This window comes from Roseobacter sinensis, from assembly GCF_025755255.1.
Classification (GTDB): Bacteria; Pseudomonadota; Alphaproteobacteria; order Rhodobacterales; family Rhodobacteraceae; genus Roseobacter; species Roseobacter sinensis.
Map to the genome: position 1 here is coordinate 70,713 of NZ_JALIEB010000004.1, position 23,865 is coordinate 94,577.

Below are 23,865 nucleotides of genomic sequence, written 5' to 3' on the forward strand. Positions count from 1 at the left end.
GTGGACCGACCGGCTCAGCCGAAGCGATAGCCGGCACCGCGCACGGTCGTGATCAGCGAGCCGTAGGGGCCCAGCTTCTTGCGCAGGCGCCCGATGTAGACATCAACTACATTTGTCATCGGGTCTTCATGTGTTCCCCAGACCGAATTCAGGATGCGTTCGCGGCTGAGGGCGCGGTTCCTGCTCCCCATCAGGATCGCGATCAACTCGCGCTCCTTTGCAGAGAGGTCGACGACCTTTCCATCCACCGTCAGCACCATGGCGACGCTGTCATAAACAAGGCCTTCGTGCCGCAGCTTGCCGTCGTCATCGTCGCTGGCATAGCCTGTGACCCGCCGGTGCAGCGCGTGGATGCGGGCGATCAACTCGTCGAAATCGAAAGGCTTCGGCAGGTAGTCATCCGCGCCCAGCCGAAGTCCGGCAACGCGTTCGTCGGTGCTGTCAAGTGCGGTGAGCATCAGGACGGGTGTCTTGCTGCCGCGTGCGCGCAGCTTCTGGCAGACCTGCTGACCGCTGATGCCGGGCAGCATCAAGTCGAGAACGATCACGTCAAAGCCGCGATCCTGAAGTATCTCAAGCCCGGTCTCGCCGTCTTCTGCATGTTCGACCACCCAGCCTTCGGCCTTGAGCCCACGGCGAATGAAATCCGCGACCCGCAGTTCGTCTTCGATCAATAGAATATTCATGTCTCTGCGCCTTCCAGTGTCTTGCGGGCGCGCGGCCGTCGCCCGTTCTATCATGCAAACGGGCGACAGCGCAGGTTATTCCCCGTTCACAGTCGTATGGTCGTTTTTTTGAGACGGTTTCAGTTTTGTGAAACAACGCGCAAGGGCGGCGTGATCGGCAAGTCCATGATGCTCGAAAGTCCGCCGCCGTCGCGGTCAGCAAGCAGCGCGTTTCCGCCGTGGGCCCGCGCGATGGAGCGCACGACCGGCAGGCCGAGCCCGGCGCCGTCTTCGTATCGGTCGGCGGCGTTCGAGCCGCGGAAAAAGCGCTCGAATGCCTTCTCTTTCTCGCCATCGGGCAATCCCGGGCCGTTGTCCTCGACGCTGAGGCGATACCCCGCACCGGTCCGCAACAGCCGCACGACGATCTCGGGGCCACCATAGCGGCGCGCGTTCTGGATCATCGCGGCGATACACTGACGGATTCGTGCCACATCGAGAGATATCTCCGCCTGATCCAGATCAGTGATCACCGGGATATCGGGGCCAAAGACGGCGACCGCCTCCTCGAGTAGAGTCCTCAGGTCAACGCGTTCGCGCTTGAGCTTGGTCTGCCCGGCTTCCTCGCGCGAGATGAACAGAAGGTCGTTGACCAGCAGATTGGTGTGTTTCGCCGTCTCGCGCGTGCGGCGCAGGGCTTCGCGGTATTCCTCGGGTGTCTTGTCGCCCCCGCGCAGGGCGACATCGCTTTCCCCCTGGATGATCGTCAGGGGCGTGCGCAACTCATGGCTTACATCGGCGAGCATCTGGCGGCGCGCCTCTTCCGCGAGGCGGGATTTCTGCAGCAGGCTTTCAAGCTCTGCCGTACGGGCGTGTACCGCTTCTTCCAGCGCGGTGTTCTGCGAGGTGAGCGATTTGGTCCGTGCCTCGACCATGGCGGCCATATCGTCCATCACGCCGCCGATCTCGGCGATCTCGGTGCGGCCAGGCAGGGCCATGCGGTGATCGAACCGTCCTTGGGCGAGTGCGTTCACGCCGGTCATGAGCTGCTGCATCGGCTGGACGATTTGCCGCGTGTAGATCCACAGCGCCACCGCAACCACCCCCAGTGCCAGCACCGCGAGGAAGAGCCCCAGGCTGTTGGCCGTCTTCAGATGCCGTTGGGCGGCGATCCGGGTCTCTTGAACTTCCTCCAGCTCCTCGGCGAGTGCGGCTTCGATCATCGAGTGAAAGTCCCGGTCGATGTCGTCGTCGAGCATCACCGACATCCCGGCCCAGTTGTGCCCGAACTGCTCGGCTCCAGTGTCCAGACGCACGACTTCGAAACGGGCGATCAGATCCTCGATCTTGCGCTCGATTTCGGCGAGCAGCTGAAGCTCCTCAATCTCCTCGTCGCCCACGAGGTCGATCTCGCGCCCGATCAGCGCGCGGATCGAACGGATGTTCTGGCGGATCAGCCGGATCAGCTCGGCCTCGCCCGCGCCTTGGTCCCTGTCGCCGATCAGCATCGCGTCGCCATATTGCTTGAAGAGCTGGTACGTATTGCTGGTCAGCTTGAGGTGATACTCGTAGGATTCATGGGCCAGGTTGATCCGCTCGTTGAAGAAGGCGGCGCGCTGGGCGCTCCAATACGCCAAGGCGGTGCCGCCAAGCGCGATGACCAGCATCAGGGCGGCGAGGCCGCGCAGCAAAATGGCGATGCTCATGATCCTGTCTCCGATGCTTCGGACTGCACGATGTTCGGGGGATTATGCGTTCTGCTGCGCGTGTTGCCCAGCCCGTTCCTGAGGTGCAGGCGCGCAGCTTTGGGGGCCGCACGGTCAATGCGGCCCCCACTCTCCGATCCCAGAGCCCCGATCAAGCGGCTGTCATCTTCTGGATCAGCGGGGGGTCTTCCGCGGCCGCAGCCTGTTGGGGACGCAGGAAAGGCCCTACCACGGACATGACCGCGGATGGATTACACAGGTCTTCGCGCGACAGTTGCGGGATGCCGGTCGCCGCCCGGGCTTCCATGACCGCCAGCGGCGATAGGGTCAGCTTGCCGGATATGGCGAAGGGCTTCAGACCGTGATCGGCAAGAACCCGCGTGCCACCCACCGCGCCGAGCGCGTCCGGCGTGGCAAAGAGGATCGCGTCCAACCGATCGCGGATCCGCGACCCCGCGAGGATTTCCCGTGTCTCCTGCTGAAAGACGCCATCGGCAATCTCAACGACGACAATGTCGGCGCCATTCTCCGCGGCCGTGCCAACCAGGGTTTCGAAGCCTGTTTCGATCCGGTCCATCGGCATGCGGTAGGTGGTGGGCATCCCGGCGTCTGTAAAGTCCATGGCGCTGACGCCGGCATCTTCGAAGGCGTTGAAATCGCTGAACGCACCGGTGCCGGTGGCCTTCACGCCAGCCACGCCGAAGCCCGCTTGTGCGAGACCGTGCGCCAGGCTGACAGCCGCGGTTGTCTTGCCGGCGTTCATCGATGCGCCAAAGACGCCGATCACGGTGACATGCTCGGGGATTTTCCGTTCGGACAGACCATAGCGCGCGATGTTGATGACCTCGCCGCTGCGATCGGTCAGCAGGGCGATGGGCCGCAGCTTCGTCGGCTCTGCCATGCGGGCATGCGCGTGTTCCATCGTGCCGACCACGCCGCCGCCTGCCAGCAGGTCTGCGCCGCCGCTCGTGATGCGGGCCGCTCCTTCGAACTGGTCGGGCGCGTAGCGATCGCCGATGCACAGCACCACCTTGTCGCCGAGATAGCTGGTCGACGCGCGCCCGCTGGCGAGCTGAATCTTCTGATGCTGATTGATCTCGGTGATCTCGCAGAGCACCAGATCACCGGCGACGCCAAGGTCGACGGCGGGGTCAAGGCCGGCCACATCCTCGTGGTTGACCCGGCGGGTCGTGAAGGCCCACTTCGCATTCAAGTGAAGCATCGTCAGATCGAAATCGAAACTGTGAACGGTCATGTCAGTCATCCTTCTGGTTTAGTGCGTTCGATAATCAATCTAAGACGCCTGTCTGTCGGCTTCCTGTTGGCCCAGTGAACGGTTCGATAAAAGAAGATGAACACCAGATGAACGTTCAGCGCATTGTTTTTAAACATAAAAAAATCGGCCGAGCAGAGGCTCGGCTGGATCGTTTCAAACCTCTCTAGAGGATCAGCGCAGTGCGTCGAGTGCTGCGGCTTCGGCGTCTGGATCAAGCGGCGGACCGGCCTCATTCGCCGTCAGATAGGCATCGAGCACATCGAGCGAGGAGGCTGGCGCATAGCCGGTGTCGGTCGCGGCCGTAGCGGCGACGGCCATCTGCACATCCCACTGGCCCTCCCGCTGGCAGGCGACAGACACGACCGTCATGCCATCCGCGCGATCAAATTCGAACTCGCGGCACAGGCTTTGCGCCCCATCGAAGAACGTCGCAATCGGCGCGATCCGCGCCCCGTCGTCGAGACGCAGATCTGCGCCCGACGGCAGCGTATTGAGCGCGTCAACGATGCGGCTGTCGGTGAGGGCCGCGATCTCAATACCGCCGGTGCCGGTGTTCGGTTGCGGTGCGAGGCCGAGACCGGCGCCCAGCCCGATGGCCGCTGCCAGCCCGGCAGCGAGGGGTAGCCGCCAGAAGGGCGTCGCGGCCGGCGTTTCGGACCGCTTCGGAAAGGCCACAACCGTATCGTCTGATGCCGGCGGCGCGTCTGTTTCGGCGGCAAGCGCGCGCACATGCTCGACCAGGTGGGCGGGCACCGGATCCTCCAGGCTGGGGGTCCAGGCGTCCTTGGCCACAGCGCGGGTGGTGACGAAAAGCGCCAGCCGGTCGGACAGCGCCGGGCTCTCCGCCAAGGCAAGGTCCAATTCGGTCGCCCGCTCTTCCGCAAGCTCCCCATCCGCGTAGGCCATCAGTTCTTCATCAGTGAATTCAGGATGTTGCATCTCAGCTTTCTCCATGGCTCTCAGAAGAACGTGCCGGGTCCTGGTTTATTCCGAGTTTTTTTGCAAGGGCAATCCGCGCGCGCGAGAGACGGCTCATAATGGTGCCGACAGGCGTCTCGAGCACTTCCGCAGCTTCCTTGTAGCTCATCTCTTCCACGCAGATCAGCATGATCACGTCGCGCTGCGCCTCCGGCAGCGTGTCGATGGCCGATTTGGCCGCCTTGAGCATCAGGGCGGTTTCCGTGACCTTGGTGCCGTCGACAGTGCTGGCATCCGGCGCGTCATCGATGTCGATTTCAGTGCCGCGGGTCTTGCTGCGGCGGGTCATGTCGATCCAGGCGTTGCGCAGAATGCGGAACAACCAGGCATCAAGCCGTGTCTCCGGATCGAACTGATGCCGCGCGGCGAAGGCCCGCTCGACCGTAATCTGAACGAGATCGTCGGCCGTATCCGGCGCCCGGCACAGCGACAGCGCAAACCTTCGGAGGTTCGGGAGCAGCGCGATGATGCCATCTGCGAAGGTATCTGACATCCGTGTTAGACTCCCGAGCGAAAAATCGTGGAATAATTGGGTCGCGCGCCCCGTTATCATTAAGGCAATCCCGAACTGCGGTGCAACAACGCGCCGTATGAGGCATGCCAAACCCGCAAGTTGCGGCTGAGATGGAGACCCAGAATGCGACAGTACCTCTTCCTGCTCCTTCTATCCTGCGGTTTCGCCTTTGTCCTACCTGCGCTCTGGGTCGGCAGCCCCATATCAGCCATCGCCTGGGCCGATGACGACAACGGTGACAACGGTGACAATGGGGGCGATAGCGACAATGGCGACAGCGATAACGGCGATAACGGCGACGATGATGATGACCGGGATGACGACCGGGACGATGACGACCGGGATGACCGAAGCCAGCAGCAGCGCAGCGGATCGGGCGGTGGCAACTTCCTCGACCGTCTATTCGGTCGTCCAGCGCCTGCCCAACAGGCCCCGCGCCCGGCACCCGCGCCGCCGCTTCCCGAGCGGGCGGCGGATGAGATCGTGGTGCTCGATCTCTCGGAGGCCGATCTCGCGACCTTGACGGGGCTGGGCTATGAGGTGTTGCGGGAAGCTCAGATCGCGACCCTCGGCAGCACTGTCCGCCGGTTGCGTGTGCCGCCCGGTACCGCGCTTGAGGCGGCGCTTGACCAGATCCAGCAGCTGCCGACTGGCCAATCGGCGGATTTCAATCATTTCTACCGGGCCAACGAAGGCATTGTCGGCGCCTGCGAAGGCTTGCATTGCGCGTCTTTCGATCTTGTCGGTCTGCGTCCATCGGGTGCAACGGCAGCGGGCTGCGGCCAGATCACCGCGCGGATCGGCCTGATCGACACCGGCATCAACCCTGATCACGAGGCATTCGACGGCGGGCGGCTCTCGGTGCTCGCGTTCGACGGGGGGGATGAGGAGGCCTCGGGCGCGCAACACGGCACTGCTGTTGCAGCTATCCTTATCGGGTCGCGCGCGGGCCGCGCGCACGGTCTCTTGCCAGAGGCGGAGCTTGTCGCGGTCGATGCCTTTTATCGGGCAGGGCGGGACGAACGGAGCGATGTCTTCAGCCTGGTGCAGGCCATGGATCAGCTCGCGGTCGCGGAGGTGCGCGTCATCAACATGAGCCTTGCCGGGCCGCATAACGTCCTTCTCGAACAGATGGTCATGCGCCTCCATGAGGCGCAGATCCTGATCGTCTCCGCCGCCGGCAACGAGGGACCGCGCGCCGATCCGGTGTTTCCCGGCGGCTATGCACCGGTGCTGACGGTCACGGCGGTCGATGCGTCGGGGCGCGTCTATCGTCGGGCGGGGCGCGGGCCCCACCTGGATCTTGCGGCCCCCGGCGTCGAGGTCTGGACGGCCGCGTCGATCCGCGGCGTGCGGTCCAAAACCGGCACCTCCTTCGCCGCGCCCTTCGCCACGGCCGCCGCCGCCATGCTGATCTCTTCGCGACCTGAGTTGACGGTTGCAGAGGTAAAATCCTTCCTCAAGACCACCGCGCTCGATCTGGGCGACGAAGGGCCGGACGAGGTCTTTGGGTCGGGTCTTGTACAGTTTGCGCCGATCTGTAGCGGACCATCGGGCACACCGCCCTTGCTGCTGGAGTAGACCACACGCAAGACGCCGTCTGCCACGCGGTTGGGGGCGATCAGAACCAGCTTACCGCTGATGCGCGAAGGCTTGCCCAGGCGCGCCCACCCTATGACGGTCTTGTAGCGCCTGCCGGAATAATTGGCGGTCCGTCCCGTTGTCCGTCCATCGCGCAACCTCTTTCGGAAGGACATGTTATGACCGGCCTCGCTCTCTCCCCGACATTTGGGACCATCTGCCCACTGACGCGGACGGAGCTGCTTGCCCTTCCGCTGGCCGCCACGGCGGCGCTCCTGCTCTGGAGCGCGCCCGACGCGCTGGCCCCTGCGGGCCGCATGGCCCTTACGATCACCGTGCTGGCCATCCTCGGCTGGACGATGACGCGCGTGCCGGATTCTCTCGTGGCGATCTCGGCGGCGCTGGGGCTGGTGCTCACCGGCACCGTCCCCGAACCAAAGCTTTTTGCAGCGCTCGGGCGCGAGCTTGTCTGGCTTCTGGTGAGCGCCTTCGTGATCGCTTCGATCCTGAAATCGAGCGGGCTGATGGAGCATCTCGTCGGCCGGGCGCTGGTTCCGTTTCGCAGTTTTGCGGCGATGGCCTATGCGCTCACCTGCCTGATCGCATCGACCGCCTTCTTTATCCCGTCGACCTCAGGACGCGCCGCGCTCTTGTTGCCGGTCTTCCTAGCGGTCTCCAGTCAGGTGCCGGACCCGCGGCTTGTCCGCCCGCTTGCGCTGCTCTTTCCAACGGTGATCCTGCTCTCGGCGGGCAGCTCTTTGCTGGGCGCAGGCGCGCATCTGATTGCGGTCGATGCCATCGCAGCGGCGGGCGGTCCGAAGATCGGCTATCTGGAGTGGATTCTGCTCGGACTGCCGGTCTCGCTCGTCTCCTGCCTGCTGGCCACCGCACTGATCCTCCGGCTCTTTACGCCCGCGGAGCTGTGCCACACGCCCCTGACGCTTGCACCTCCGACGGATCCGCTGACCGTTCGGCAGAAGCGGCTGGCGCTGGTTCTGGTTGCGCTGCTTGCACTTTGGACGACAACCGACTTGCACGGTCTTTCGATTGTGGTGATCTCGCTCGGCGGCGCATTGGTGTTGTTGTCGCGACCGTTCACGGACCGGAAGACGAAGGAGATCTTCCGCGATGTCGATATGGAGCTGATCCTCTATCTCACCGCGACGATTGTGATCGCGGATGCGGTGATCGGCACCGGGGTGGACAAATGGCTGGCCGATGGTCTGCTCGGCGTTCTGCCCGAGGCACTGGTCCGAAACCGGGTGATCGCGGTGATGGTGATGACCGGCGTTGCCGTGCTCTGCCATCTGGTGATTACGTCGCGCAGCGCGCGGGCCGCCGTGCTGATCCCCGCCGTGGCGCTGCCCATTGCAGCCTTCGGACACGACCCGGCGCTCATCGTGATGGTCGCTGTTCTTGGCACGGGGTTCTGCCAGACCATGATGGCGAGTGCGAAACCTGTCGCGATCTACGGCTCGCTCGATCAGCCCACATTTACCCAGCAGGATCTGTTCCGCCTGGCTCTGCCGCTGATGCCGGCGGTTGCAGGTCCGCTGTGCCTCGTTGCGCTGACCCTCTGGCCTGCACAGCTTGATCGGCCGATGCCCACAGCGACAGCGTTCAACGTCGTGCAGCCTGCGATGGCCGAGCCGGTCGCAGCTGGTCGCGCAGCCACGATCCCGACGGCAAGCCTGCGGCCCGTGATGCGTCCGGTGCAACCGCAGCCGGTGGCTGCAACAGCAAGCACCGTTCGACCCCGGCAGGGCAGCGGCGTCTCGCACCACCTTGAACAGCTGGAAGCGGACCTCTCCACCGTCGCCCGTGGTGTGAATCGCGGCATGCGCCGTCTGGGCGATCAACTCGGGCTGCGGTAGGCGGCGAAACCCCGCCGGACAGGCAGATAATATGTCGGGCGGGGAATAAACACGCGCCCTCACCGTTCTCCTTTTGTGACACGAATACAAGGAGATAAGAAAATGACTTTCACGATCTTGGTTGCGCCATCCGGCTTCAAGGAATCGCTTTCGGTTGATGACGTCACCCGCGCTATCAGTAAGGGCGTCCGCAGCGCGCTGCCCGCCGCCCGGGTGCTCGAAGCGCCGATGGTCGATGGCGGCGAAGGCTTTACGCAAGCGCTTGTGAACGCCACCGGGGGAAGGCTGCACGAGGCCACGGTCACCGGCCCGGTCGGTGCCCCGGTCTCATCCTTCTTCGGGATCATGGGCGGGCCGGGCCCCCGGACCGCGGTGCTTGAAATGGCGGCGGCAGCGGGGCTGAGCCTCGTGCCCAAGACCATGCGCGATCCCGGGCGCACAACCAGCTACGGTGTGGGCGAGTTGATCCTGCGCGCCCTCGATCAGGGCGTGGACCGGATCCTTGTTGGGTGCGGGGACAGTGGCATCAACGATGGCGGCGCTGGCATGGCACAGGCGCTCGGCGCGCGTCTTCTCGACTGTGCGGGCGAAGAGATCGGACTAGGCGGGTACGAGCTGTCGCGGCTCAGCCACATCGACACCAGCGGGCTTGATCCGCGGCTCGCTCAGGTCACGATCGACGTCGCCGTGAATTGGCACAATGTCCTGCTGGGGCCTAAAGGGGTCGCTCGCGTGTTCGGGCCGCAGAAGGGCGCATCACCCGAGCAGGTCGATGCGCTGGAGGCGGGGCTTGCGCGCTACGCTTCGGTCATTCGCGCGCAGACAGGCCTCGATCTGGCGCATGCAAATGGCTCCGGCGCGTCCGGCGGGCTGGGAACAGGTCTCGTCGCCTTTGCCGGGGCGACGTTGCACCCGCGGTTTGATGTGGTGATGCAGTATCTGAGGTTTGACGAGATGCTGGCCGAGGCCGACCTCGTGATTACGGCCGAGGGGTCGTTGGACGGCCAGTCACCCTACGGCAAGGTGCCCTGTGAGGTGGCGCGCCGCGCGAGAGAGCGGGGCATCCAGACCATCGCGCTGGCCGGCACCCTGGGCAAGGGTGTGCGGGAGACGCTGGACAATGGGATCGACGCCTTTGCCTCGATCATCAAACGCCCCTGTTCGCTCGACGAGGCGATCCACAAGGGGGAGAAGCTGCTGCGCCGCGCGGCCGAGGATGCGATGCGCATGATGATCGTCGGCATGCGCTTGTAGGGTCGGGATATGACCGCCCGCGCCGCCTGAGGCACATCCGCAGAACCCCCCAGGCCGCCAGCGATCCGCATCCGGGGTCGCTGGCGGTTCTTCGGCGCAGATCCCGGCCCAAGGCGCGCGCGAATGCGGTCCCGCGAGAAATCACGCTTTCCCGACCTCGACATGATCGGCTAAGCCTGCGGCTGGGAACAGTCCCGCGCCGCAGCCGACATCGCAGAGAGGTCCCCAGGATATGATGCCGCCCCTTGAGAGCCACTCGACCCATGACGCGGAGGATGATCCGCGCAACGCCAGCCTGCAGATTTTCCTGAACGGCAGCCTGGTCCCCCGCGAGGAGGCCCGCGTCTCGGTCTACGATTCCGGCTTCATGCTGGGTGACGGCATGTGGGAGGGGTTGCGAATGTACGATGGGGTATGGGCCTTCTTTGATGCGCATATGGATCGGCTGTTCGACTCCTGTAAAGCCGTGTCGCTGGAGATCGGGATGAGCCGGGACGAGATCCGACGGGCTCTGGACGCCACGGCGGCTGCGAATGGCATGACAACCGATGCGCATTGTCGCTTCATGGTCACGCGCGGGGTGAAGGCCAAACCGTTCCAGCACCCCGGCCTCAGCCGATCCGGGCCCACGGTGGTTGCGATCGTCGAGCACTCGAAGCCCGTGGACAGCCTACAGAGCCGGGGCATCCGTTTGGCGACCGTGCCGCAGGTGCGCGGCCTGCCGATGTCTCAGGATGCGAAATACAACAGCCATTCCAAGCTGAACTGTGTGATCGCCTGCTTGCAGGCCGAGCAGGCCGGTGCCGACGAGGCGCTGATGCTGGACCCACATGGGTTCGTCAACACGACCAACGCGTGCAACTTCTTCATCGTGCGCCGCGGCGAGGTTTGGACCTCGACGGGCGACTACTGCATGAACGGCGTGACCCGGCAGAAGGTGATTGACCTGTGCCATGCAAACGGCATCCCGGTGCGCGAGAAAAACTTCTCGCTCTACGAGGCCTACGGCGCCGAGGAAGCCTTTCTGACCGGCACGTTCGGGGCGCAGACACCGGTGGCCGAAATCGATGGCAAACCTGTTGGTGAGGGCATCGGCGCGGGACCGGTCACGTGCCGCATCCGTGCGCTCTACAAGGACCTGGTGGCGCGCCATGTGGCCGAGATAAAGGCGACCGGGACCTGACAGGGCACAGGCGACGGACAGCTCTATGCCACGGGTTGGGGCTCGACCAGCTGTTCCTTCAGAACAGCGGCCAGTGTCTTGACCTCGGACGATGCGGTCTTTGGATCGCAATAGAGCGACAGGGCCACGTCCTTGAGCGGGGGCAGCTCCAGCCTGTGGCCCAGATCGACCAGCGGAGGGGTCACCGCGGTGGCCGGCATCACCGTGACCGCGAGACCGGCGAGCACGAAGGCCCGCACACCGATTGGATGCGGGCTCAGGTGTGCCAGATATCCGACGCGCCCGGTCCGGTCCAGCGCTTCGAAGGCATAGCCGCGCAAGTCCCGACCATCGGTGAGAAAGACGAGCGGGACGTCCCCCGTCGTTGTGCCCGGGACCTCGTCGGTGCCCACCCAGACCAGCGCCGTCGCTTCCACGAACTCACGGCCCGGACGGCGCCCTTGATCCATCATGAAGGCCATGTCGATCTCGCCCGCGTCCAGCAGCGCGAGCAGGGCATCGCTGCGTTCGCATTGGATGTGGATCTGCACGTCCGGTTCAAGTGCCGCGAAGCTTTGCAAGGCCTTGGTGACCGCGGACATGGCGAGGGTCACGGTGGTGCCCAGCCGAACGCGGCGGGGCGTGCGAGCTGCCCGGACAGCCCTGATCGCCTCGTCGGAGAGCCCGAGGATTCGGCGTGCATAGACGACAAAGGCTTCGCCTTCGGCCGTCAGTGACATCGCCCTCCCGCGGCCCCGATTGAAGAGCGCGCAGCCCAATTCCTCCTCCAGCTTGCGGATATGCGCGCTGACGGCGGATTGAACCGTGTTGCGCCGATCCGCGGCGGCGGAGAAGTTCAGCGTTTCGGCGGCGACCACAAAGCTTTCAAGGGCGTTCAAATCTTTCATTGATCTGAATTTACGATTTTTTCTATCGTAGAAAACCGTTTTTGGTATTCCAGCCGATTGCTTAGGTCGAAAGCATGGCATGGAGACCTCGATGGATCTGAGCACCTCCTTCTATCTCGTTGCAGGCGCGGCAGTTCTGATCACCGGACTGTCGAAAAGTGGATTTGGCGGTGGGCTTGGCGTGATGTCGGTGCCTTTGATGAGCCTCTACATCCCGCCCCAACTCGCCGTTGCAATCCTGATGCCGGTCTTGCTTGCGATGGATGTGATCGTCGTTTGGAAGTATCGGATGCTCTGGAACGGGCGGGTGGTCGGGATGTTGCTGCCGGGCGCGGCGGTCGGGCTGATCGCAGGTGGTATCACGTTCCAGTGGATGAGTGCCGATGTGATCCGCTTTGCCATTGGCGTGTTGGCGGTTCTCTTCGTGGCGCAGTTCGCCGTGAGCCGATGGCGCGCAAGGCCCGTGACGCGGTCTCGGCCCGGCACCGTGTTCGCCCTCGGCGCGCTGTCCGGTTTCGCCAGCTTTGTCGCCCATGCGGGCGGGCCGCCGGTCAAGGGCATTCTTCTGCGCCAGGACATGGAGAAATCGGTTTTCGTCGGGACCAACACGATGTTCTTCTTCGTCATGAATGCGGTCAAGACGGTTGCGTACGGTTTGATGGGCCAATTCACAAGCGACACTCTTGCGGTCAGCCTCACGCTGGCGCCGATGCTCTTTCTTGGTATTGGGTTGGGCCTTTGCCTGCACCACGCGATCGCGCCAGCGGTCTTCACCCGGCTGGTCTATGGATTCTTGCTGCTGGCGGGCATCAAGCTGCTGTTTGACAGCGCTGGTCCCATCTGGCGCGACCTTGCCGTCCTGCCGGTTTAGTGCGCCCTGTCTGACGGTGAGTCGTCCGAGCGGCGACAGCTGCGGCTGGGCCAATGTATGCGCCTGTGGGGGTGCGAAAACTGTGCTGAATACGCGCCCGAGGTTCGACGCGATCGCGCCGTAACAGCGCGGTACAATCTCTTATTTTCAATGTGATAGGTAGATACCACACGGACCTCGGTTGCGCGTCGAACGCTTCAGGTGCCATGGGTTCGGACAACGCCTGCCACTCCCGATTGCTGGGCCGGAGACGTCCGCTCGCTTGACGGGAAACGCAGGGCTGTGTCACCATCCACACATTGTTTGAGCTATTTTTAGGCGTTTTCAGATGGTCGATATTCGTCGATGGGCCACGTTGCTGGTCTGCATTCTTGCAATCGGATGCACCGTTCCCGGATCAGCTGCATTTCAGGACTATGCGGAATCCTATGACGCTGCGCGCGAGGCGTCGCTCCAAGTTGTGGATGCCTACAACCAATACGACAAGATGTCCCGGCGCCGGCAAACGGACCCTGCAACCTTCGATCCGGACTTTGCTGATGTCTACGCGCCGACGGCACTGTCGCCGATCAGCCTGACCATCACGGAAGGGTTTGCAGCGGCCACGACCTTCAACGAGGTGCTGGCGCGCTATGCGGACAACGACACGCTGCGCTTGCAGAAGGACGAGATCGAACGACTCAACGCCGCATCGGCAAATACCGCCACGCTGGTTGCCGGGCCCGGTGCGGGTGGCCAGGTGCGCGCGGTGATCGGTGCGACCCAGGTGCTGGCAAACCTCTCGCAGGCGCGTGCTGACCGGGACGCCTTTGTGCGAAACGTGCGGGAGAACACCGCGACGGTCGATGCTTTCCTGAAGATTATCCGGGATGACACGGCCGACATGTACCAGACCGCGCGGCTCGCCACGGCCCTCTCGGGTGGCAGCGTTGAAAAGCTCGAAACCTTCCGGGGCATGTTGGCGACCTGGGTTCTGCTGATTGATCAGACGCGCAAGGACCTGGATATCCTCAGACTTCGGGTCGAGGCGGGGGCGGATGGGCAGAGCGGGCTGAGCCTGCTTTCGGAGTCGGCAGTCCGGATTGACCGGCACGTCACCGATATCGACGCGGCCTACACGGCCCTCGTGGGTGTTTTTTAAGGCGATTTTAAAGGGGTGACTTTGGGGGAAGGGCAATGTCAGAGAATCCGTATCGGTCTGAAATCACGCAGATCACAACCGCCATCATCGACTTGCAGATGGAGCTTGCTGCGCGCAGCGGGGCCGAGCGCGAGCAGCTCCAGCAGGAACTGAACGCCAAGAGCGAGGTTGCGATCAAGCTGAAGGCCCAGTCCGACGCCTGGCGCCAAGGCCGGCTCACCCAGGCGGTCACCGCCTTGCAGGAGCTGGCCGCATCGGAATTGGCGAAGCAGGCGCGGGTCGTGGCCCGTCTCAGGCGCATGCTGGAGAGCCAGGGCGTGCCGCAGCAGCCCTCAGCCCAGCCGGAGGCGACGCAAACCCCACCGCCTGCTGCACCCATCACACCTGCCGCCCCGGCAAGCGGTGATCATCTTCGCATCGACATCACGCCGCAGGACTTCGACGCGCTGGCCCGTGTTGCGCAAAGCGAAGTGGGCCACTTTGGAAAGTACGGCAACGACCAGCTGACAGGCGGCCTGGGCGCGGTCGTCGAAACGGTCCTGAACCGCGTCGCTCACAAGGCCTTTCCCGAGAGCATTCAAGCAGTGGTTGATCAGCCATTCCAGTTCTCCGCGATCAATGCCACGGGGAGCTGGTCCGGTCTGAAGCCGGCCGAGGCGCAGGTCGCCGGGATCGTGCGCGACTATCTGCAGGGTCGCGTGAATGGGCGCAGCGGTCTGCTGGGCGGGGCCACGCATTTTCTCAACCCCTTCCTGTCGTCCATGACGGCCCTGTCGCAGTGGGGCAACCACGTGGTGGCGAATGCGGTCGCGATCTTCGGCGATGAGAGCCGGGAGGACGTGCATTATCATGGCTTCGCACCGGGAACACCGCTGCCGCGCCCCTATACCATCCATTTCGAAGGCGGCTCCCCGGTGTTCGACGCGCGTGGCGCGGCACCCGGTGCAATCCAGGCCAAAGGCCTGCGCGCGGGGCTGATCGCGACCCTGACCGCAGAGCTTGCGCGGTTCGACAATGGCAAGCACAAGGAACACGAAGAGACGCATTTCGCACGCATCGGTGATTATTGGACCGTACTGGGATTGCCCTATCACGGTCGCTCCGTTGTCACCTTCGCTGATGGCAGCACCGGTAATCCGGCCTGGTCGGCCGCTTTCATCAGCTGGGTGATCTCCCAGCAGGCGGTAAGCGCGCAGCGCTTCAAGGGCGCGCAGGCCCATTGGAAGTATGTCGAGGACATCGTCGAAAACCGCCTCGACTCTCCGCTCTTCGAAGTGATGGATCCGCGGCTCTATCCGCCGCGGCCCGGAGACATCGTGCACTATGGCCGAGGGACGGCCTCGCGCTTCGACCTTCCCGCCGCGCTCGATCACCTGAAGATCGACGGCTACTACCCCTCGCACTCCGATTTCGTCACCGATGTGGATCTGGACGAGGGGGTGATCACGACCGTCGGCGGCAATGTGGAGAATTCCGTCAAGGCAAAGCGACCAAGCGTTGACGGAAACGGGCTGTTGAACCCGCGGCGCCAGCGCGGAGAGGACTACCCCTGGATTGCGGTGCTGCGCTTGCGGGATGCCTGACAGCGTCGTCTGATGCGGCTTGGATGATCGGCGCACGACGCGGAGCCAAGCGAGTTTGATCTATGTCAACTAAAACTGACGTTCAATATGTCAAGTTGAATTGACATATGGGAGCTCAGCATGCGCATTCTCTTCGTTCACCCCAATTACCGGTCCGGCGGCGCCGAGATCGCCGGCACGTGGCCTCCGGCATGGGTGGCCTATCTGACAGGTCACCTCAGGCAAGCGGGCTTTGACGACATTCACTTTATCGACGCGATGACCGATAATCTGTGCGACGCCGACCTCGCGGAACGGATGGAGGCGCTGCGGCCCGATGTTGTCGGCGTGACCGCCATTACGCCGTCGATCTACCGTGCCGAAGATGTGCTCAAGATCGCCAGCGAGAGTGTGCCCGATGCGGTGCGCGTCATGGGCGGTGTTCATGCCACATTCATGTTCAAGCAGGTGCTCTCGGAAGCCCCGTGGATCGACGTGATCGTCCGCGGCGAAGGCGAGGAGATCTGCACCGCACTGATGCTGGCCATCGGCGACGGGCGCTGGCCTGCCGACCGGCGCAAGATCAACGGGCTGGCGTTCCGGGACGGCGAGGAGATCGTGGCCACACCGGCCGCCTCCACGGTCAAGGACCTCGCGGCGATCAAGCCGGACTGGACGGTGCTCGACTGGGAGAAGTACATCTACATCCCCTTGGGCACGCGCGTGGCCATCCCGAACCTCGCGCGGGGCTGCCCGTTCACCTGCTCCTTCTGCAGCCAATGGAAATTCTGGCGCGACTACCGCGTGCGCGATCCCAAGGACGTGGTCGACGAGATCGAGGATCTGGTCGAAAACCACGGTGTCGGCTTCTTTATCCTGGCGGACGAAGAACCGACCATCAACAAGAAGAAATTCGTCGCCTTCTGTCAGGAACTGATCGACCGCGGGCTGCCTGATCGTGTCAAATGGGGCATCAACACTCGCGTCACCGACATCTATCGGGACCGGGATTTGCTGAAATTCTACCGCGCGGCGGGCCTCGTGCATGTGTCGCTGGGCACCGAAGCCGCGGCCCAGATGAAGCTCGATCAATTCAACAAGGAGACCAAGGTCGAGGAGAACAAGACCGCGATCCGGCTGCTGCGTGAAGCGGATATTCTGGTCGAGGCGCAGTTCATCGTTGGCCTCGACAATGAAACGCCGGAGACGCTGGAAGAGACCTTCCGGATGGCCTGGGACTGGCAGCCGGATCTCGCGAACTGGTCGATGTATACCCCCTGGCCCTTCACGCCTCTGTTTCAGGAGTTGAAGGACCAGGTCCAGATATACGATTTCTCGAAGTATAACTTCGTCACGCCCATCATGAAGCCGGCTGCGATGGACCGAGGGGAGCTGCTGGACGGCGTGATGAACAACTATCGGCGGTTCTATTCGCGCAAGGCGCTCTTCCATTATCCTTGGCGGGGCACCGGGTTTCGGCGGAGATACCTGCTTGGTTGCCTTTATGCCTTCCTCAAGGCCGGGTTTCAGCGCACCTTCTACGACCTGGGCAAGGCGGGCTACTGGGGCCCACAAACCAAGAACACCGTTGATTTTCATTTCGATGACACCCGGCAATTGGCCGAGGCGCAGCTGGACGATTGGGAGGCCTCGGCGGACCGTGCCGCGCGCGCGGCCGAACGGCGCGCAGCCGTGCGTGACCAAATGAAAGACCGGGCTGTGGTGCGGCGCGAGAGCTTTCAGATGCCCAATGGCGCCCAGGTGCGGGCCTGTGGCGGGAGCGACGCGCAAATGAAGGAGACCTGATCATGGCGGGCGCTGCAGAGGGCCTCATCGGGCCAAATGCGGTGCTGCAGATGCTGCCCCAGATCGAGCGGCTTGGCGGTCGAGACCGGGTTGACCGGATGCTTGCAGCCGCGGGCATTCTCGAGGTCCCGGATGGCAGCGCGATGATCCCTGAGGGTGACGCAGCGCGATTGCACCGTCTCATTCGTGCAGAGGAACCGGTGCTCGCCCCCGAACTGGCAGCCGCCGCCGGAGACGCAACGGCGCGGTACATTCTGGCCCATCGGATCCCGAAGGCCGCGCAACATCTCATGCGCGTGCTGCCGGCCTGGGGTGCGGTGCGCTTGCTCTCCCGAGCCATTGCCGCACATGCGTGGACCTTTGCCGGCTCGGGTGAGTTTTCAGCACAGAGCCCCTGGCGTTTCGAGATCCTCAGCAATCCGGTGATCCGAGGCGAGGTCAGCACCACGCCGCTCTGCGCCTGGCATGCGGCGGTCTTCGAAGGGCTTTACCGAACCCTGGTTCATCCCGCTTGCCGCTGTGTCGAGACCCGCTGCGGGGCGCAGCCAGGGTGTGACACCTGCGCGTTCGAGATCTCGCTGGCCGCGACCAATCCATCACGTTAATGCGCCGCATCTGCCGCGCCATCAGGGCAAAGCCGTGGTGCCACAAACCTGTCTGACAAAGGTCAGGCCGGGGATCGCCATCTGTCTCCACACCCGAAAGTCGAACTGTATCAGAGGCTTGATGCAGAAGGCACGAATTGGACGCGGCCAGATGTCGGGGGGCCGACCCCGCAAGACCTCCTCGCAGACTTTGCAAAACAATCGGAATGGTTGTAAACCTGAACAATAAATTAATAGATTCGCTTATTGTTAACTAACGTGCAGTCTGGGGGCTGTAGTGTATGTCAGCCAGTATAGGGCCCAACACATCTGACTCATCGCTGAAGCAAAACGAAGCACCGACGGCGGCCGAGCGGGCGGCGCTTCAGGCCGATTTGGAAGAGCGCCTGGCCGAGGCCCGGATCCAGCGGGCCAAAGTCCTCGCCGCGCGCGAGCTGGCCAAGAAGAAAGCGAACCTCGAACAGACAAACAAGCCGGTTCCGCAGGGGGGACCCGCGACCGGCAAGCCACCGCTCTCGACAGGCAAGCCATCGGATATACCCAAACCGGTCCCACGAGGCCGGGTGCGTCCGGATATTTCGGTGCCTGCTGTGCCCATCATCGCCGAGCAGATGGCCGAGCCTGAACAGCGGCGGCGGCGCGCGGTCCCGCTGTCGGTGATGATCGCCTTTGCCTGTTTCTTTGGCCTTGGCTTCGGTGTGGTTGCGAGCCTTGGGCTTGTCGTGGGTCTGGGCTGGGTGTCGGTGTCCGACCTGAACCGCCCCGCAGTGTCTAACACGGCGCCGGAGGTTTCTCCCGTCGCACCCGCCGCGCTCGCTGTCGATGCTTATGCCGATGTCCCTTCGGGCATCGATGTCGCCAGGCCGACGCCAAGGGCCGCTGTCGTTGCGAGCCAGCCCTCGGCGATACCGCAGCTGGGCGAAAGCGGCGATGGCACTTTGGCTGCCGTCATGTCGCCGGCCCCCCAGGTCGAGGCCGCGCTCACCAACATCGTCTGGACCTCTTTCCCACAGGAGACGCCCAAGTCGCTTGCGCCCGTGAGCGCCAATCCCGCGCCCGCGGTTTGGTCCAAGCCGCCCAAGGCTCTTGCGCGGCCCTTTCCCGAAGCCATGCCAGCTGTGCTGGAGCGCAGCCCCGTCCGAGCGCGCGCCTTGGCCGTCTCCCTGTCCGGGCCGGTGATCGAAGCTGCTCTGCCGGCGCTGCCGGCTCAAGCCGTCGTGCCGCCCGATCATGGCCCGATCGTTGCTCTTTTTGATGTTCAGGAAGACCAGCGCCCCGAGGTGCAGCAGGCTCCGATGGGCAGACCGGTGCTGGAGCCACTGCTGCGCGCCAGCTTGAGCCCATCGGCTTCCGCGCCCGTCACGGCTGTCGCGCCCATTGACCAATTCGGCGCCGTGCCGCGCGTTGTACAGCCAGCGGCGCTGCTCGCGCAGCCGAAGCCGCTCCGCGGTCTGCCGCAGATCGGCGGCCCGGTGGAGCGCCCGCTGACACTCGCAGCAAAACTCGGCGGCGCGGGCGAAGACGTAAGCCAGATCGCGCTTTTTGCTTATGCGCCGACAAGTGTGAGCGCCGACGCTCTGAACGAGAAACTCGGAGATCTGGCGACAACCGGGTTTCCTCTGGCCGAGACCAGCCGCGTGAATTTCCGGGTCTCGAAAACCCATGTCCGGTACTACACGCGCGCGGATGAAACCGTCGCCCGGGCGATCGCGGCGGAGTTGGGCGGGGCCGCGCGGGATTTCACGCGCGAGAGGATTGCGGCTCCTGCGGGGCGTATCGAGGTTTGGATGGCCGGGACCCGTGTCGGCGCACCCAAACCAAGGACAGTGGCGGCGAGTCCGCAGCGCCGGGCGGCCTTGAAGGCCGAGCAACAGGCGCGCGTACGGACGCAACTCAAGAACCGGCTCGTGGACAGTTTGAGAAGCAAGGAGTATCTGCGTTAAGGGCCGTTAACCGTGATTTGCGTTGCGCCCCGACGATGTGTTAATTCGTTGCGATGCCGCTGGTGGTGGCATTGACGACAAAGTCTTTGATCGAAGTTTTTTCAGCTGTGGATTTCCAGTATGGCGAACAATCGTTTGGTGGCCGTTGTAACAATGCTCATTCTCATGGGATCTTCCGGCAGTGCACAGGATGATATCTCATTGCAGGAGTTGCGGGCGATCGAAAGCCTGATCTCGGGCAAAGACTGGCGGGCGCTTTACACCTATGTCGTGGCCAATCCCAAATTCACCGCGGGGAACGACCCTCTGGCCGTCGAGCTTCGGTCCTTTGTCGATGATACCAAGCGCGGCTTCCTGAACACCTTCGATGCCGATCCGGATCGCACGACAGGTGAGGCGGACCGGACGGCGTCCAGCATCTATTGACCAGGGGGCCGTGCAGCCTGTGAGCACACCGGCAAAGATTGCCTATGTCATCGATCCGCGGTTTCGCGGGGGGACATCATCGGCTGTTGCAGCAGAGCTTGAGGTGGTGAGCGCCTTTGCGAAAGTCGAGGTCTATGCCTTGTCGACCGCGATGTTCTCGGGGCAGGCGGTGGCGCCACAACTGGCCCGCGCCTGCGCGCGGCTGAACATTCCCCTGACGTGGGATCCGGTGGACATCAGCGCTGATCTCGTGATCCTGCACAACCCGTCTTGCCTGAAGTTTCAGGACCGCTTGGGAACGCGGATTCTGACCGATCGGTTGATCGTGGTGACACATGAGAATTTTGTCAGGCCGGGCGGGCATGAGGGGTTCGACGTCGCCACATGCCTCGATCAGATCGCGCGCGCATCCGTTGCCCTGCGCCGGGAGCTCGCGCCGATCTCGGCATGGAACCGCGAAACCGTTTTGCAATGGTCGGCGAAGCACAGCCCTGCCCACGGTTGGGAGGTGCTGGAGGAGGACTGGTTCAACATCTGCGCCTTCGACTTTCTGCCGCCCAATCCGGCCCCCGCTGACAGGCGGGGTCGCCATTCCAGACCGGGCTTCGAGAAGTTTCCAGGGCCGGCAGCCATGCTGCAGTGCTTCCCAGAGACGGCGAGGCGCAACCTGATCCTGGGCGCGGATGCCTTTCTGAAGGCCGGCCTCGTGCCGGAACACTGGGATGCACGGCCCTTCGGCGCGATGCCGGTGGCCGACTACTTCGATCAGATCGATTTCTTCGTGTATTTCACCGCACCGACCTGGCGCGAGAGCTTCGGTCGTGTTCTGGCCGAAGCCATTGCCGCAGGAAAGATCGCGATCACCGATCCGGAGACGGCGAGGACGTTTTCGGGAGCCGCCATCGCCGCCCAACCGGAGCAGGTGAATGACATCATCGCCTCCTACATCGCGCATCCCAAAGACTACGAGGCGGACGTCCGCGCGGCGCAGGAGCACTTGAAGCAGTTCTCGCCCGATTGCTTCGCGGACCGGTTCGGCACGCTTCTGACAGGCCCGGCGAGGGTATACGCATGATCCTACTGTGCAGCGGTCAGGTCTCGGCAAAGCAGTTTGACGCGCTGCTGCTCTTCGCGGCACAGCTCGAAGGCCGCGGGCATCCTGTTGCGATCCATCCCGCTGCCTTGCCCGAGGACGTGCTTCAACAGCAGAAGTACGAGATCGCGCCGTGGCTGACCGATGACGAGGACATTGACGCCGATACCGTTCTGGTCATCGGGTCGGAGGCAATCAGCGATGACTGCCAGCACCTGCTGCGGACACTGGAGTGCGGCGCAGAAACGCGCATCTGGGCCCTGGGGCATTTCCGGACCTACCAGGAAGAGATCAGCGCCCGGACCAAGATTGCTTATGCCACCGGTCAGGAGCCCGAGGTGCTCAATTTGATCGGCCCGCAAAGGCCCCTACTGCTCGACGGGCAGGCTGCACCGCTGAGCACGCCGCTGCGTGCGGAACCGGATCAGCGCGATGGCGCTGTCACGCGGCTGCTCGTTTTTGTGCCGGCCGAAGAGCTTGAGCCGGGCGAGGCGCTGAGCCGGCTTGCCGAGCTCAACTACAGCCCCAAGATCGATCTCCATGTGCTGACCAATGCCCGAGGAAAGGGCATCATCCGGCGGTCTAGTCATGCCGAGCTGTCCGTCATCGGGTATGTGGAGCTGCCACCCGCGCAGATCATCAACTACGTCGATGTGGTTGCGTTTTTCGGGCCGAATGTGCCCGGCGAGCGGATGGCTGCCTTGGCGCTTCTAGCGGCCGGCGCGGGGAAGGTCGTCATCGACTGTACGACCGCTGCCAGCTTCGCCACCTCGGGTGCTCCGGTCCTGAAGGGGCCAAGCCATCTGGCCAGCCTGCTGGGCTATCTCAGCGATGTGGTTCTGGACCAACGGCTCGAGATCGGCCGCCGTACCTTGAAGAGTCCCTGGCTTGCGCAGTTCGACGGGGCTGCGCTCGACCGCGATCTGAAGCTCGCACCGCCAAAGCCGGCGGCGGTTCCGCAGGCGCCGCAGACGCTCTTTTTTCCGACAAACGGAAACGGCCTCGGTCACGCGCAGCGCTGCGCGCTGATCGCCGAGGCGATGTCCGACGCTGTTACCCGACGGTTCGCGGCGTTCCCGAGCTGCATCGACCTGCTCGAGCGGCGCGGGTTTGGTTGTGTTCCGATGATATCGCGCAGCACGGAGCATGAAGACGACTTCGCCGCCGATCTCGTAAACTATCTGAGGCTGCGCAACGTGTTGAAGCGTGGCGACGGCTTCGTCTTTGACGGCGGCTACGTGTTTGATTCCGTCTATCGCACGATTTCCGATCTGCAGATTCCGGCCGTCTGGATTCGGCGCGGGTTGTGGCAAGCCGGGCAGATCAACCCAACTGCGCTTGAACGCGAGCGCGCCTTTTCGCGCGTGATCGTGCCGCAAGAGTGCTTCCCGGAACTCAATACCGACTATTCCACCGGCGCGCATATCAGCAATGTCGGCCCCATCGTCCGGGAGGGGCGGCTGACGTCGGATGAGGTCGCTGGGCTGCGCGAGCGTCTGGGCCGGCATTTCGACCGGTCGGTGAAGACGCTCGTGTTGACCATGCTCGGCGGAGGGGTCGCCTCAGAACGCACCGCACAGGCCCAACGGCTGTGCAGCCTGCTCGAGCGGCGGCCCGATTGCCTGCACCTCATCGTGGCCTGGCCCAATGCCATGGTCGCGGATGGGCTGTTTGGCTGGCAGAACAGCCATGTCGTTCGAACCGCGCATACGCTCGACCTGTGTCAGGCCGCCGATCTGACCGTTTCCGCCGTCGGTTACAATTCCTTCCACGAGATCCTCTACGCCGGGGTGCCCGCCATTTTCATTCCGCAGTCGGCCCCGTTCCTCGACGATCAGGAACGCAGGGCCCGGGCGGCCGCTGACCGTCATCTGGCCGCCCTGGTACTGGACGAAGAACTCCTGATGCTCGAGCGCGAAGTCAGCGCGTTTCTCGACGGCTCAAAGGCTGACGAGGTCCGCGCCGCCCTGCGCGAGGCGAACCTGCAGACTCCGGGCAATCGCGATGCCGCAGAACTGATCGAGAATGAGGTTGCCGCATGATCCTGGAGCAAGACTACGCCCGCATTCTCGCGAATGTGTCGCCCCACACCCCGCGCGACCTTGACCCGTCTCTCTTCGGCGCTGGGGCCAAGGCCGAGAGCGGCGGGTTCGACCCGGCCATGCGCGCACCTGCGACAGCGCTCTGGACGCTCTCCGACAAGCGCATCTCGCGGGTCGGCATACGTATTCGTGCGCCGCTGGACGACCCGGCGTTCGTCGCCTCCCGGTTGGCCGCGATCGCGGTCGAACGGCGGGTGCTGCCGATCTTCCTGAGCCATACTGCGGCAAGCGAAATGCTGCGATTCGGCTTTCGTGTGGAACATGTCAGCGGCGCGACGGCAGAGGAGCGCGCTGTCTGTGAGGAGCAGATCAAACGCTTCTGGAAGATCGCGATGATTGTCGATGCCGCCGACGTCGAGAAGCTCGGCTAGATCCGGGCGGGGTCTCTCATGGCATGA

20 protein-coding genes are annotated in these 23,865 nt (G+C 63.7%); 14 read left to right on the forward strand and 6 right to left on the reverse strand.

Annotated elements, in window-relative coordinates:
- Positions 1–14 precede the first annotated feature (14 nt).
- From MUB52_RS07700 to MUB52_RS07720, 5 genes are all read right to left on the reverse strand, one after another.
- Positions 15–686, reverse strand: coding sequence for a response regulator transcription factor (locus MUB52_RS07700; protein WP_263843627.1), 672 nt, complete (start codon positions 684–686; stop codon positions 15–17).
- A gap of 119 nt (positions 687–805) precedes the next feature.
- Positions 806–2,371 carry a sensor histidine kinase gene (locus tag MUB52_RS07705; RefSeq protein ID WP_263843628.1) on the reverse strand — a complete coding sequence of 522 codons (1,566 nt, stop codon included), beginning with the start codon at positions 2,369–2,371 and terminating at the stop codon, positions 806–808.
- A gap of 151 nt (positions 2,372–2,522) precedes the next feature.
- Positions 2,523–3,626 (reverse strand): P-loop NTPase family protein, encoded by a 1,104-nt coding sequence (locus MUB52_RS07710; protein WP_263843629.1) that lies wholly within the window; start codon positions 3,624–3,626, stop codon positions 2,523–2,525.
- A gap of 192 nt (positions 3,627–3,818) precedes the next feature.
- On the reverse strand, positions 3,819–4,586 hold the full coding sequence (locus tag MUB52_RS07715) for an anti-sigma factor family protein (protein WP_263843630.1): 768 nt from the start codon (positions 4,584–4,586) through the stop codon (positions 3,819–3,821).
- A gap of 1 nt (position 4,587) precedes the next feature.
- Complete coding sequence (locus MUB52_RS07720; protein ID WP_263843631.1) at positions 4,588–5,118, reverse strand: RNA polymerase sigma factor; 531 nt, start codon at positions 5,116–5,118, stop codon at positions 4,588–4,590.
- 144 nt (positions 5,119–5,262) lie between these two features.
- Here MUB52_RS07720 and MUB52_RS07725 point away from each other — a divergent pair, with 144 nt between their 5' ends.
- The 4 genes from MUB52_RS07725 (at position 5,263) to MUB52_RS07740 (ending at position 11,031) form a co-directional block, all read left to right on the forward strand.
- On the forward strand, positions 5,263–6,720 hold the full coding sequence (locus tag MUB52_RS07725) for a S8 family serine peptidase (protein WP_263843632.1): 1,458 nt from the start codon (positions 5,263–5,265) through the stop codon (positions 6,718–6,720).
- Between the two features lie 179 nt (positions 6,721–6,899).
- Entirely contained in the window at positions 6,900–8,594 is a 1,695-nt protein-coding gene (locus MUB52_RS07730) for an SLC13 family permease (protein ID WP_263843633.1), read from the forward strand.
- 102 nt (positions 8,595–8,696) lie between these two features.
- The gene (locus MUB52_RS07735; protein WP_263843634.1) at positions 8,697–9,848 is read left to right on the forward strand and encodes a glycerate kinase; all 1,152 of its coding nucleotides are present in this window, start codon (positions 8,697–8,699) and stop codon (positions 9,846–9,848) included.
- Positions 9,849–10,080: 232 nt separating this feature from the next.
- On the forward strand, positions 10,081–11,031 hold the full coding sequence (locus MUB52_RS07740) for a D-amino acid aminotransferase (protein WP_263843635.1): 951 nt from the start codon (positions 10,081–10,083) through the stop codon (positions 11,029–11,031).
- Between the two features lie 23 nt (positions 11,032–11,054).
- Here MUB52_RS07740 and MUB52_RS07745 read toward each other — a convergent pair whose 3' ends face one another.
- Positions 11,055–11,918: a LysR family transcriptional regulator gene (locus tag MUB52_RS07745; RefSeq protein ID WP_263843636.1), complete on the reverse strand. Its 864-nt coding sequence runs from the start codon at positions 11,916–11,918 to the stop codon at positions 11,055–11,057.
- A 91-nt stretch (positions 11,919–12,009) separates the two neighbouring features.
- Between MUB52_RS07745 and MUB52_RS07750 the strand changes: the two genes are divergently transcribed.
- The 10 genes from MUB52_RS07750 to MUB52_RS07795 all read left to right on the forward strand — a co-directional run bounded on the left by MUB52_RS07750 (position 12,010) and on the right by MUB52_RS07795 (position 23,838).
- Positions 12,010–12,789, forward strand: coding sequence for a sulfite exporter TauE/SafE family protein (locus MUB52_RS07750; RefSeq protein ID WP_263843637.1), 780 nt, complete (start codon positions 12,010–12,012; stop codon positions 12,787–12,789).
- 328 nt (positions 12,790–13,117) lie between these two features.
- Positions 13,118–13,930, forward strand: a complete 813-nt coding sequence (locus tag MUB52_RS07755) for a hypothetical protein (RefSeq protein ID WP_263843638.1) — start codon at positions 13,118–13,120, stop codon at positions 13,928–13,930.
- A 35-nt stretch (positions 13,931–13,965) separates the two neighbouring features.
- Complete coding sequence (locus tag MUB52_RS07760) at positions 13,966–15,513, forward strand: DUF2272 domain-containing protein (protein ID WP_263843639.1); 1,548 nt, start codon at positions 13,966–13,968, stop codon at positions 15,511–15,513.
- A 120-nt stretch (positions 15,514–15,633) separates the two neighbouring features.
- Complete coding sequence (bchE, locus tag MUB52_RS07765; RefSeq protein ID WP_263843640.1) at positions 15,634–17,298, forward strand: magnesium-protoporphyrin IX monomethyl ester anaerobic oxidative cyclase; 1,665 nt, start codon at positions 15,634–15,636, stop codon at positions 17,296–17,298.
- Positions 17,299–17,300: 2 nt separating this feature from the next.
- On the forward strand, positions 17,301–17,903 hold the full coding sequence (gene bchJ, locus MUB52_RS07770) for a bacteriochlorophyll 4-vinyl reductase (RefSeq protein WP_263843641.1): 603 nt from the start codon (positions 17,301–17,303) through the stop codon (positions 17,901–17,903).
- Positions 17,904–18,184: 281 nt separating this feature from the next.
- On the forward strand, positions 18,185–19,846 hold the full coding sequence (locus tag MUB52_RS07775) for a hypothetical protein (RefSeq protein WP_263843642.1): 1,662 nt from the start codon (positions 18,185–18,187) through the stop codon (positions 19,844–19,846).
- Positions 19,847–19,966: 120 nt separating this feature from the next.
- Positions 19,967–20,272, forward strand: a complete 306-nt coding sequence (locus MUB52_RS07780) for a hypothetical protein (RefSeq protein ID WP_263843643.1) — start codon at positions 19,967–19,969, stop codon at positions 20,270–20,272.
- Positions 20,273–20,291: 19 nt separating this feature from the next.
- The gene (locus tag MUB52_RS07785) at positions 20,292–21,347 is read left to right on the forward strand and encodes a hypothetical protein (protein WP_263843644.1); all 1,056 of its coding nucleotides are present in this window, start codon (positions 20,292–20,294) and stop codon (positions 21,345–21,347) included.
- Positions 21,344–23,407 (forward strand): glycosyltransferase, encoded by a 2,064-nt coding sequence (locus tag MUB52_RS07790; protein ID WP_263843645.1) that lies wholly within the window; start codon positions 21,344–21,346, stop codon positions 23,405–23,407. Before MUB52_RS07785 ends, MUB52_RS07790 begins: the two co-directional genes overlap by 4 nt.
- Positions 23,404–23,838: a hypothetical protein gene (locus MUB52_RS07795; protein WP_263843646.1), complete on the forward strand. Its 435-nt coding sequence runs from the start codon at positions 23,404–23,406 to the stop codon at positions 23,836–23,838. Before MUB52_RS07790 ends, MUB52_RS07795 begins: the two co-directional genes overlap by 4 nt.
- The last annotated feature ends 27 nt before the right edge of the window (positions 23,839–23,865 follow it).